The sequence below is a fragment of the Mesomycoplasma ovipneumoniae ATCC 29419 genome (assembly GCF_028885435.1).
GTDB lineage: Bacteria > Bacillota_I > Bacilli_A > Mycoplasmatales > Metamycoplasmataceae > Mesomycoplasma > Mesomycoplasma ovipneumoniae.
This window is the reverse complement of the sequence record NZ_CP118522.1, coordinates 524,598-537,149: the sequence shown is the minus strand read 5'-3', so window position 1 is coordinate 537,149 and position 12,552 is coordinate 524,598. Positions and strand designations below refer to the sequence as shown.

General features: G+C 29.2%; 9 protein-coding genes and 2 tRNA genes. 5 read left to right on the top strand and 6 right to left on the bottom strand.

Annotated elements, in window-relative coordinates; translation table 4 throughout:
• Position 1: 1 nt before the first annotated feature.
• Positions 2 to 442 carry a division/cell wall cluster transcriptional repressor MraZ gene (gene mraZ, locus PWA39_RS02035; RefSeq protein ID WP_044286005.1) on the bottom strand — a complete coding sequence of 147 codons (441 nt, stop codon included), beginning with the start codon at positions 440 to 442 and terminating at the stop codon, positions 2 to 4.
• Between the two features lie 707 nt (positions 443 to 1,149).
• On the opposite strand from mraZ, the gene PWA39_RS02030 reads away from it, so the two are divergent.
• From PWA39_RS02030 to PWA39_RS02010, 5 genes are all read left to right on the top strand, one after another.
• Positions 1,150 to 2,532, top strand: a complete 1,383-nt coding sequence (locus tag PWA39_RS02030) for a hypothetical protein (RefSeq protein WP_069099402.1) — start codon at positions 1,150 to 1,152, stop codon at positions 2,530 to 2,532.
• 78 nt (positions 2,533 to 2,610) lie between these two features.
• Positions 2,611 to 2,694, top strand: a tRNA-Tyr gene (locus PWA39_RS02025).
• A 3-nt stretch (positions 2,695 to 2,697) separates the two neighbouring features.
• Positions 2,698 to 2,772 (top strand) — tRNA-Gln (locus PWA39_RS02020).
• Between the two features lie 36 nt (positions 2,773 to 2,808).
• Entirely contained in the window at positions 2,809 to 4,248 is a 1,440-nt protein-coding gene (gene proS / locus PWA39_RS02015) for a proline--tRNA ligase (protein ID WP_069099401.1), read from the top strand.
• Positions 4,249 to 4,314: 66 nt separating this feature from the next.
• Positions 4,315 to 4,644, top strand: coding sequence for a thioredoxin family protein (locus tag PWA39_RS02010; protein ID WP_044284236.1), 330 nt, complete (start codon positions 4,315 to 4,317; stop codon positions 4,642 to 4,644).
• An 87-nt stretch (positions 4,645 to 4,731) separates the two neighbouring features.
• Here PWA39_RS02010 and PWA39_RS02005 read toward each other — a convergent pair whose 3' ends face one another.
• The 5 genes from PWA39_RS02005 to PWA39_RS01985 form a co-directional block, all read right to left on the bottom strand.
• The gene (locus tag PWA39_RS02005) at positions 4,732 to 6,102 is read right to left on the bottom strand and encodes a hypothetical protein (protein WP_274827494.1); all 1,371 of its coding nucleotides are present in this window, start codon (positions 6,100 to 6,102) and stop codon (positions 4,732 to 4,734) included.
• Positions 6,103 to 6,800: 698 nt separating this feature from the next.
• The gene (gene gpmI, locus PWA39_RS02000) at positions 6,801 to 8,318 is read right to left on the bottom strand and encodes a 2,3-bisphosphoglycerate-independent phosphoglycerate mutase (protein WP_069099400.1); all 1,518 of its coding nucleotides are present in this window, start codon (positions 8,316 to 8,318) and stop codon (positions 6,801 to 6,803) included.
• Positions 8,319 to 8,324: 6 nt separating this feature from the next.
• On the bottom strand, positions 8,325 to 8,627 hold the full coding sequence (locus PWA39_RS01995) for a YneF family protein (RefSeq protein ID WP_080684852.1): 303 nt from the start codon (positions 8,625 to 8,627) through the stop codon (positions 8,325 to 8,327).
• A complete protein-coding gene (locus tag PWA39_RS01990) occupies positions 8,611 to 9,351 on the bottom strand; it encodes a ribonuclease HIII (RefSeq protein WP_069099399.1) in 741 nt (246 codons plus the stop codon). The genes PWA39_RS01995 and PWA39_RS01990 overlap by 17 nt, the downstream gene beginning before the upstream one ends.
• Positions 9,338 to 12,532, bottom strand: a complete 3,195-nt coding sequence (locus PWA39_RS01985; protein ID WP_069099398.1) for a DEAD/DEAH box helicase — start codon at positions 12,530 to 12,532, stop codon at positions 9,338 to 9,340. Before PWA39_RS01985 ends, PWA39_RS01990 begins: the two co-directional genes overlap by 14 nt.
• Between the last annotated feature and the right edge of the window lie 20 nt (positions 12,533 to 12,552).

Here is a 12,552-nt window from a genome sequence, read left to right as displayed (position 1 = left end):
TTTATAATTCTACTCCCGATTTTAGCAATTCTTTTTCTAAATCAGCGGTGACATTGCTGTCAGAAAACTTTGCAAAAAATTGATCGTATCTTTCTTCAGGCCAAATTTCAATTTTGTTATTAACCCCTAATAAATAGATTCTTTTTTTGACAGCGGCCAAGTCAAGTAAATTTTTGGGAATCAAAAACCTACCTTGCTTATCGACAGAAACTTTGACGGTATTTCCAAAAAAATATCTTGCAAAATCACGAAGTCGTGGATCTAATGAGTTTGCTTTTCCAATTTTTTGGGCAATAATATCAAATTCCGCTTGGCTTCTGATCTCAAGAATTTTGTCCAAATTAGCTGAAATATAGAAGTCACCATCAAGTTCATCACGAAAAGCAGGAGGTAGCACAATTCTATTTTTTTCATCTAATATTCTGAAAACAGTTCCAAACATTTTTTATCTCCACTGTCAACCACAATTATACACTAAATCCCATTTCAAACAAAAAAAAATTAATTTTTTTTATTTATCATTTTTTGTTTGAAAAAAAATGACTGATTTTAGGTGGTGTTTTTTAAATTTTTTGCATTTTATTAGTGGAGTGAAGTGGGAGTGATTTTTATTAAAATCAACAAAAAATTTAAAAAATATACAACTTTTATGATTAAAAGCTCATTTTTTTGGACTAAAAAGGGTATTTTTATGCAAATATTAAAAATTATTTCAGTTATTAAAATTAATTCCTAAAATAAACCAGCATTTTGAAAAAAATTTTAAAATAATGATTTATTTTTAAAATTTTAAATTAAATTATAGATTTGTCAAAAAATGCAATTTTATTGACTCAAAACAAGCAAAATTTAGCTTAACTGTTTTGCTTATTATATATTATATAATTAGTGTGTTTTTGATGTCTGAATTTTGTATTGTAAAATTTTTAAATTTATTAATATAAGTTCTTATAAGAATAAAAATGCCGAATCATTAAAAACATGCGTTTTTTTACCTTATTTAATTAAAAAGAAAAAAATAATTAATATTAGTTATAAATTGGTAAAATTTAATGAAGAAATTGAAAAAGGTGCTAATATTAAATTAACTTTTTAGATTTAAATTAAATTGTAAAATAAATAGGTTAAATAGTTACTCAGGAGAATTTAATGAATCAAAATCATGACCAAGAAAAAAATAATCAAAAAATAAACGACCAAAATCAGTCTAATTTTTATAATTCAAAAAATTATGGCGCTAATAAATCTCATAATTCGCATTTTGCTTCCCGTGATCGCAAATATCAACATTATAGTAATTTTCAAAAACCAAATCACAGTCAAGATTTAAAAACTAACACCGCTAATCCATTTCAAGGTGATGACACTCAAAAAGTTGTTGACCAAAAAGATATTGAAATTCAGGCCCAAAATAGCCCTCAATATGATCATCAACAAGAAAAATACGTTACTTATCAGCCTAATTATCTAAAATCACAGCAAAATTCACAAACAACTCAAGAGCAAACAAAAGAGTCAAAAAATTTCCTTCAAAAAGTTACAAAACCAAAAAAATCTAACCAAATTAATTTTTCATGACTTTTGCATGATGATGAAAATCAGTTTTTTTACTTTCTTTCAGACTCAAGAGCTGTTGCTGAAATTAGTGATTTAAATAAAAAAATGCAATATCGCGAAAAGCACTCAGCTTGAACTTCAAGTTTTTACCAACTTAATTCAGATATTTTTCAAAAGCATGAAAAAAGAACTAAAACTAAAATAAATCCTGTTGAAAAACTTTGAAATAATATCTCTTTTACTGCAAAGTCAATTTATTATTCAATTTCAACCTTGCTAGTTTCGATGTTGATGCTTATTTTTTGATTATTTTTTGCCGGAATTAATAATTTTCAATTCTGGCAGTATTTAGCATTTGTTGGCTCATTTGTTCTATTTTTAGTAATTATTCAAACTTTAGTTTATTTTAATAATTTAAAAAACCGCAACAAACCAAGGAAATTACTTTTTTATTATATTGCCGATTCAAGTTTTTTACTGTTAAATTATATTGTAAGATTAATATTTTTACTTAGCCCGATTTTTAGTCATAAATTGATAGTTTTAAATGTTAATTCTGAAATAATTAGTCAAAATTTAGCCCAATTAAATCCTTATAGTCAAATTTTATATTATATTTTTTGGTTTCCAGCACTAAGTTATTTTTTTGGCCTTGGATTTTTTATTGTTATTAAGTGATCTGAATTTGTTAAAAACTTTTGATTTACCTTTGCTATTTTTAAAATTTTATCTTATCAAAAATTAGCAAATGAATATAAAATAAGACATGATGATGAAAAGCTTGCTAAAAAATTAAAAGATAGATGGATTGAACTGTACAAAATTGGACGTCCATTAGGTAATTTTTTACATCCATCCTTTATTTTTGCTTACAAGCAAATTAAATTAGACCCAAATCTTCCAATTGAAGAACAAGAAAAACTAGTAAATGATGTCCTCCAAATAGTAACTGAAGATGTGGCCAAGTATCGCTAGTCCGAAAAAAAAAAAAAAAATAAAAAAAAATTATCAAATCAAAAAAAATATGTTATAATTAAAAAGCTGCAACGGATCGGGGGGTTTGCAGAGCGGCCAAATGCGGGTGGCTGTAACCCACTTTCTTCGGATTCGGGGGTTCGAATCCCTCACCCCCCACCATTTTGCCCCATAGCCAAGTGGTAAGGCAACGGTTTTTGGTACCGTCATTCGTTAGTTCGAATCTAACTGGGGCAGCCAGATGTTAATTCACCAATTTTTTTAATTATTTATTTTATGAAACGACCTGAAAAGATAACGCCAAGTAGCGAAGATTTTGCAAAATGATATGTTGACGTTATAACTCAGGCGAATTTAATGAGTTACGGTCCAATCAAAGGAACGCTTTACTTCAAACCTTTTGGATATGCAATTTGAACTAATATAACCAAAATAGTTGATGCATTTTTTGCTTCCCAAGGTGTAAAAAATGTTTATTTTCCGCTTCTTATACCTGAAAATTTTATAGAAAAAGAAAAACAACATATTAAAGGTTTTGCACCTGAATTATTAACAATAACTCATGTAGGCCAAAAAAAACTAGCCGAAAATATTTATATAAGACCAACTAGTGAGCTCCTTTTTGCTGATTATTTTAAAAATGAAATTGCTGCAAATAACATTTTACCGTTAAAATTAAATCAGTGAACTCAAGTTTTGAGATGAGAAAAAACTACTAATCCATTTTTACGAAATACTGAATTTCTTTGGCAAGAAGGACACACAATTCATTCAGATAAATTAGAGGCTCAAAATTTTACTAAAAAAATAGCTAAATATTATAAATTCTTTTTAGAAAATTATCTTGCTATACCAACAATATTTGGTAAAAAAACTAATCGTGAAAAGTTTGCCGGCGCTGTTACAACTTACACTATTGAATCAATGATGCAAAATTTCCGCGCGCTTCAAACAGCAACATCGCATTTTTTAGGCCAAAATTTTGCTAAAAATTTTGGAATTCAGTTTAAAAACAACAAAAACGAATTTGAAACACCATATCAAACATCTTGAGGGATTTCAACCCGTCTAATTGGCGCTCTTGTAATGGTTCACAGTGATGATAATGGTTTAGTTTTGCCGCCAAAAATTGCCCCATATAAGGTTGATATTCTTGAATTTTTTGCAAAAAAACATCCAGAAGTAAAAGACTTTTCAAAAAAAGTAGCTAGAATTCTTAAACAAAGAAAAATTAGCTATCAAATAGATGAATCAGACGAGCAAATTGGATTTAAAATAAATAAATCTGAAGTTTCTGGCTCACCAATTCGAATTGAAATTGGGCCAAATGATGTAAAGAAAAATCAAATTTGCCTTGTTCGCCGTGATAACCGCCAAAAAATTTATTTTAGCCTTGATCAATTAAAAGACAAATGCCCTAAAATTCTTGATGAAATTCAAAAAAACTTGTTTGAAAAAGCTAAAACTCGCATAATTGAAAATACAGTTTTTGTAACTTCATATCAAGATCTTCAAACTGAAATACAAAAAGGGAAATTTGTTATCGCCCCTTTTAGTGAAACTTCGGCAAAAGAGAAGCAAATTCAAGACGAAACTACCGCAACAGCCCGTTGTATTTTGCCAAAAAATGCAATATTTAATATACCTCAAAGCGCTAATTCAATATTTAGTGGTAAAAAAACTACTAAATTTGTCTTATTTGCAAAATCCTATTAATTTTTTCTATTTATATATTGCAAAAAAGCGAAAATGTGGTATCATTTATATAAAAAAGGAGGTATTATGCCAATCTTTGATATTCACTCAACCGATGACATTAATCAAAAAATTTTAACAAGCAAAGCTGCAATTCTCGTATTTCACCAACCTGGATGCGGAGCCTGTGTTCTTTATGAACCTTCAATCGATCAAATGAACGATAAATACGGAGTAAATGGTCTAGTTATAATTAGAGTTAACGTGCGTGAAAATATTTTATTTGCGCGTGATAACCAAATCCATGGAACTCCAACAACATTATTTTATAAAGATCACAAACTTGTACATCGTCTTGAAGGTTATGTTCCTGCTGATGTATTAGAATCACAATTAAAACACTTTGAATTAATTTAATATCTTAATTTAATCTTCGTTATTTTTAAGACAAAAAAAGCAATTTCATTCGAGAAATTGCTTTTTTTTATTATTTTAGATATTATCTTAAAAAGGTTTATAAGGTAAACTAATTGTTGCAAAGGAGTTATTTTTAGATTGAATTAAAATTCTATTAAATTTATAACCGTCTTGTAAGTCAGCTCTAAATTTATTTAACGAACTATTGAAAGTGGTATCTACAACTTTTTTCATTGTTGTGTTGTCAGTTTTAATAAATTCAGCTTTTAACTCGACATTTGCATCAGTGTTTATTCAATTTTTTAAAAGTTGGATTTGAGGATCAATTCAAAGCGCAGCATCTTGTTTAACTATCGCAATTTTTTTCTCAAACCAAATGTCACCTTTTAAATCATCAGGGAATTGATCTTGCGAAATTTCTTCAGAGCTACCATTTTTAACAACTTTAATTTTTTTGAGCGATCACTTATAGTCGTATTGTCATTTTCCGGCTGTGTTAAAGGTTGCGGTTGAATTGTTTATGTTTGCATTAACTTCGGCAGTCATTGGCAGAGTAATAGCTGGATCATCACTTTTGCCTTCAAAATGGGCCACTACTTCTGTTGCACCTTTGAATTTGTCATTTTTAATAGTAAAAACATGATTACCATTTACGTCAAAGCTTAGACTTGACCCTAATTTGTCAGCGATTTTTGCGCTCATCTGTTGCGGTGTGTTTTCTTTTTGCTCCAAAGGTTTATATGGTAAACTAATTGTTGCAAACGAGTTATTTTTAGATTGAATTAAAATTCTATTAAATTTATAACCGTCTTGTAAGTCAGCTCGAAATTTATTTAACGAACTATTGAAAGTGGTATCTACAACTTTTCTCGCTTTTGTGCTGTCATTTTTAATAAATTCAGCTTTTAACTCGACATTTGCATTAGTGTTTATTCAATTTTTTAAAAGTTGGATTTGAGGATCAATTCAAAGCGCAGTATCTTGTTTAACTATCGCAATTTTTTTCTCAAACCAAAGGTCACCTTTTAAATCATCAGGGAATTGATCTTGCGAAATTTCTTCAGATCCAACTTTAATTTTTTTGAGTGATCACTTATAGTCGTATAGGAATTTTCCGGCTGTGTTAAAAATTGCAGTTGAATTGTTTATGTTTGCATTAACTTCGGCAGTCATTGGTAGAGTAATAGCTGGATCATCGCTTTTACCTTCAAAATGGGCCACTACTTCTGTTGCACCTTTGAATTTGTCATTTTTAATAGTAAAAACATGATTACCATTTACGTCAAAGCTTAGACTTGACCCTAATTTGTCAGCGATTTTTTCGCTCATCTGTTGGAGTTTTTGACCTTCTTTTTCCCCCTCGTTTGTTTGGCTAACGCCACAACTTGTTGCTACTAAAAAAACAATAGGGGTCGAAAGGATAAATAAATTTCTTAATTTTGTTAGCTTGCGTGCCATTTACACCTCTTATTTTGTTTAATATTTTAATATTACAAATTATACCATTTTTCTTAATATTTTCTAGGAATCTGACAAAAATATTAAAAATTTACAAAAAATTATAAATTTTAATTTTTTAAAAAAAAGCACCTTAGTTTGACAGTTAGATGGTAAAAATTCACTTTTTAGTGGGGCAAACACACAAAAATACCCGTAAATCCAGGTTTTTTGAGGCTAAAATCTTAATTTTATAGTTTTAAATTAACCTTTTGTAAAAAAAAAAAAAAATGCTTGGTCAAAAATAAAATTATGTTATAATTAACCTCACTTAAGAATAGTTAATAAATTTAGAAATTAGAATTAACGGGGATTAATTATGTTTTTTGTCATAAAAAAATCAGCAAATACGAATTATCCATTATATTTTTAAATATGATGGAATGCCTTAAATTTACCCGTTTAGAAATCTATAAATTTAGGGCTTTTGGTTATTGTTCTTTCAAAACTTCATATGTTTTTTTAGCCTCGCTGCAAATAAAAACGAGTTTTCTATTTGCATTGAGTTTAAATAGTAGTTGCATTTTTTTATGGTTTTTTTATTTTATCCGTAAATTGATTTTGTCAGGTTTTAAAATAGGCAATTAACTTTTTAAAAAAACCAAAATCAAAAGGAAAATGATTTTGGTTTTAAAGAAGAAAAATTAGTCTGTAAAAGTTTAGTTTTGCTTAATTATTAAGGATTCATGATCCATGTCAGGATGTTTTTTGATATTTAAATAATCAAGAACTGTTGGGGCAATATTTGCCAATCTTCCATTTTTTAATTTCAAACTTTTATCACTTGAAATTAACATAACGGGAAATACGGTATGTTTTGTTGAGGGTTTATTATTTTCATCCTCAGTAAGTTCGGCATTACCATGGTCGGCTGTAATGAAAAAATGAAAATTATTTTCTTTTGCTCAGCTGTGAATTCGACCAATCTGTGAATCTAAAATTTCAACCGCTTTTATAGTTGCTTTTAAGTTTCCTGTATGTCCGACCATATCTGGATTTGCAAAATTGACGATAATAAGGTCATAATTTTGCCCAACTTGGATTAATTTATCAGTAATTTCGACGGCCGACATTTGCGGATAATCAGCATAAGACTCAACTTTTAATGAATCAACAAGAATTCGGTCAGAATTTTTTAATTCAAGTTCTACGCCACCGTCAACAAAGAAAGTTACATGGGCATATTTTTGCGTTTCAGCGAGTCGAAGTTGTTTTAATCCTGCCTCATCAGCTACTTTTCCAAGTGGATTTTTGACTTTCATTTCCTCAAAAGCAATATCGCAATTTATCCCTTCATATTTCATCATTGACACAAAAGTGTCGATTTTTACAGGATATTTTGGTTTAAAAGTATATAAATCTGTTTGCAAAATTAAATGCGAAAGTTGTCTTGCACGATCAGGACGAAAATTGAAAAAAATAACACCATGATTGTCATTAAGAAAATCATTTTTATTAACTTGCAAATTTATTGCCGGTTGTAAAAATTCGTCACTAATTCCTTTTTCGTATTGAGAATCGACATAATCAATTGGATTTGTGAAGGTATTTTCGGCTTTTCCGCGAATAGAATTATATCCTAATTCAACACGGTCAAACATTTTATCACGGTCCATTGAATAAAAACGACCGGAAATTGAAGCAATTTTATAATTTTCAAAATTTTTCAATTTCTTTATTAATAAATTAAGATTTGGCTTAATTGATTCAGGTGCAACATCTCGTCCGTCACCAAAAAGGTGTAAATTAAGTTTTTTAACACCAAATTCGGCGGCAAAATCAATTAGGGCAAAAAGGTGATCTTGATGTGAGTGAACACCTCCTGGCGAAAAAAGTCCCATAATTTGCACAGGTGTATCAGTTTTGATACTATGCTCAAAAACCTTAATAAATTTTTCATTTTTGAAAAACTCGCCGGTTTTTAAAGCATTATTTATAATTGAAATTCCGGTATAGACAATAAATCCGGCTCCGATATTTAAATGGCCAACTTCTGAATTTCCCATTTGTCCTTCAGGGAGTCCAACTTCTTGACCTGATGCGGCGATCAAACTATTTGGATAATTGTCAAAAAGGTGATCAAAAACCGGTGTTTTTGCAAGTGCAAAACCATTTCCTTGACTTTCAGGTCGCAATCCAAGGCCGTCAATAATAATTAAAATAACTTTCTTTTTCATTATTTCCTACTTTTTAGCGTTTTTTACTGATCGCATAACCGCTCTAATTTGTGCCTCAGATGGTTTTCGACCCATTTGCATGTACATTGCGCGAATCATGCCTTCAGTTATTGGTGGATTTTCGCGGATTTGTTTTTCAAACATTTTTTTTGAGACTATTAAGGCAATCACTCCGCCAATAATAAATAAAATAATTCCAACACCAATAGTTATGCCAATTCAGCCACCAAGACCAACTCCGCCAGCTGTACCGACATTTGAGATAATTTGTTCTGAATTTTCTTGAAATAATTTAGCTATTTTTTCCATTTTTTTCCTTTAGTTTCGTATAGACTTTATCAGTAATGCTAAAATGTAATTTTACATTTTCTTCAAGGAAAATTGTCCCGTGTTTCTGAATTTGCCCAAGGCAAAAATTAACAATTTTTTCAATTTGATTTGAACCAGCCGGAAAAATTGCTTTTCATTTTTCTTGCCGTTTGTTGAATTTTTGACTTAAGACATGTTTTGCAATTATTGAAGCAGCTCCAACTTGTTTAATTTTTGTGTCGGCTTTTTTCTCCAAAATTAAAGGATATTTTTCAAAATTTCATGGCTCAATGTTGAAAAATTTACTTATTTTAGCAAAATATTGACTAAATTTTTGCGCCGAGACAAAACCATCAATGAAAATTTTATCAATTGGAACATCTTTAAAAATTAAAACTAGATCTCTAAGCACTTTAAAATATAAAAAAGCTTTGATTTCATGCGAGTTTAGTCCTTTTTGGATTAGATCATTATAGTCTTTCATCTCTAAAGAGATAAATTTATAAGTAATTTTTTGGTCCAAAATTTCAAAAAGTTCACTAATCTTCTTTTCATTTAAAAGTTTTGAGTCAACAATTTTTTCAATAAGTTGTCCTTCAATTTCTGACTGGCAAAAAACAGCGCAGCAAACAGTTAAATTTGTAAAATACTCGCCAACACCAACCTCATCACAGCCAATTACTAAATCATCAACCTGATATAACTCCGGTTTAAACAAGATCATCTTCCTTCAAATTGATAATTTCTTTTTTGAGTTTTTCGGTTACTTTATTTCTATTGAGTTTTCATTCAACAAAATTAATTATAATAATTGGATATTTTTTTTGTTGAATGAATTTGATTGCATCAAAATATTCAATATACTCTTTAGGTTTGCGATATTCAAGTGAGTCTAAATAAATTCCAAGTAAAAATTTGCCTTGATCAAAAATAGCAACATCAATTTGCTCGGTTCCGACAACATAGTTGGTTTTTAGCTCTAAACTTGGGAAAAGTCCTAAAAATTCTTCGGCAAATTCTTGCTGAAAATCAGCAAAAAAGCTTGATTTTGCAACATTTTTTAACTCTGAAAGTGAAAGTTGTACTTTATTTTTACGTGAATAATTAATTTGTGATTGAACATCAAGATCCAAGAAATTAATTCATGATTTAAAAATTTCTAGATCGTCAGAGTTAGAAGTATTTTGAATTTCATCAGCATTTATTGACTTGCAAATTATCATTTTTTGACGCGCACGAGAGGTTGCAACATTTAGGGCGTTTTTTCCACCTTTTCGTGCTATATAAGTTGAACCAAATTTTGCACTTTGATCGTAGGCAACTGAGACAATTACTAAATCAGCCTCATCTCCTTGAATGTTTTCAAGACTATTTACAATAATTTTATCAGTATAGATTAATTTTTCAATTTCTGGATAGGATTCAAAAATTATTTTTTCAATTGCATTTTGCTGATTTTTGTTAAAAGCCAAAATTATCATTGTTGAAAACTTGTTGATATTTTTTTGGGCAATATCAACAACCGCTTTTGCCTCAACAATATTTTGCTGACCGTCTCACTGACCATTAACATTATGAACTTCAATTACATCATTACCTTCAAAATTATGATTATTGGCAATTTTAAGCTCTGAATCATAAAAATGACGGGAGTTAAATGACATTAAGGAGGCATGATGTGAACGATAATTTTTGTCTAACATAATGTTAAAAACACCTTTGGAATGGGCATATTCGAGAATTGATTCAATATTTGCAAAGGCATCATCTTCTGATTCATCATTCATTTTTGAAGCAAACCAACGAATTGGTTGCATTTGTTGGTGGTCACCAACAAGAACTTTAATTTTTCCGTAAAATAAAAGTGGGAGTGCTTCTTCTAAAAACATTTGTGAAGCTTCATCAATAATAATGTAATCAAAATAACGTTTTTCAAACATTACAAGTTCAATGTCAGGAGTTGTAATAATAACTGGGAACAAAATCTTAATAATTTCGGCATGTTTTAGTAAAAACTTGTAAGGAGACATTTTCTTTTTTTGTTTAACGCTAAGTCTGAAGCGAGTATAGAGCTGTTGAAATTCAGGGTCATTATTTAATTTTGCCAAGACTTCAAAGACTTTTTTTGCATGGTAAATAAATAAAGCCTTATCATCAAGAACTTCAACTTTTGGTTTTTTAACAAAATTGAGAAACTTTTCGAGATTTTCAAAATTAGAAATTTCTAATTTTGAAATTTTGTTATAGATGTTTTCCAAATTGTCATCATAATTAGCTAGGTTTTCAAGAATTAAGTCAACGTCTTGGCGAAGTTCATTGGAAGCTATATGCATTGCTTTTTCATAAAATTTCAATTTACGTTTGAGTTTAGACTCAATAATATGTAATTTTAGATTATTTCTTGACTGTGGTGATCTTTTTGGATTGATATTAATCGATTTATTTAGTTTAAAAAGAGTTTCAGCAATACTTAGTTTGAAAAAATTGTTAGCTTTTTCGATTGTTTTATAAGCATCAAGTGTATTTGTTAAAGTTTCAATTTTAGGAAAAATTTTTTCTAAAAGTTCTAAATATTGGCGATCATCATCGGAAAAAACTTTAATTTCTTTAAGTTTTGATTCCATATTGAAATTTTCAATATTTTCAATATACTCTTCAATTGGCTTGTAAAAATCTTTATAATTTTCCAACTTTTCATTAATGACAAAAAGACAGAAAAATGACATCATTTTTAGTCTTTTTCTTAAAACAACAAGGGCAATTTTTTTCTGCGAGCTAACAAGTGCGGTTCGATTTAGGGCAATAACATTTGAAATAATGTTTGCAATTGTCTGGGATTTTCCAGTTCCAGGAGGCCCTCAGATAATTGTGTTTTGTAAAATTGCCGAAATATGGGCGCAATCTTGGGTAAAGTTAGTTGGCTGAATTTTAAAAAATCCTGTAAATTTCGGTGAAAAAATTGATTTTTCAACATTGTTTCTGTATGTGGTTTTGTTAATATCAACTTCAATTAAGTTGTGAATTTCACCAGTTTTGATCATTTTTTCCATGATTTGACGTTGATGTGATCCACCAATGTTGAAAAATCCTAAAACAACTCCGGGGTGAAAATTTATTGTATCTTCTGGAGTTGAAACATCTTTTGCAATTTTTCCTTCAATGTTAGGAATTTCAAACTTATCATTGTAAAATTTTTTAACATTTTCAATTACTTCTTCAATTGAAAATTCTGAAAAATCAAAGTCAAAATTAAAATCAATGTCAAGTTTCTTTAAAAATGCAAGAAGTTTATTATTTAATTTTATATGCCCATCAGCATTAAGTCTTGGCACTGAATTTACAATTGTAACTTCACATTCTTTAACAAATAAAGGTCCAAAAAAACTTCGGTCTTCAATTGACAAAGAAATATAGCAAAATCCAATGTGCAAAGGCCAAACATTTCGATCTCTAAGAATATCATAAGCTTTTTTGATCAAACGCTTTCATTTTGCTAGACTTGTTTGTTTTTTATATGATATTTTATTTAATATGTCTTTTTTTGCTGACTGAAAATCAGAATTAAGCGCTCTTTGGGCAAGCGGGTTTAGTTTGTAGTCTGAATTTTTCAAGTATTCAATTAATTCATCTTTGTCATTTATTGATTCTATTTTTTCAATAAAATCATCAAATTCACTTGTTGTCAGTGACACAGAAGAAATTGGTGAAGAGATTAATTTTCTAAGATCGCTAGTTTTTAGCGCAGAAAATAAATCAATATAATTTTCGTTGTCGATTCTTGTAAAAAGTGCTGAATCTGCACGTTCAATTGTAATTAAATTTGCTAGTAAACGCTCGTAGCTTAAATTTTGATTTGTACCAGTTGAATTTTGGGTTTCACGGGTATGGGTTCCAAATTTTTGCATTTTTTTATGTAATTTCCTTA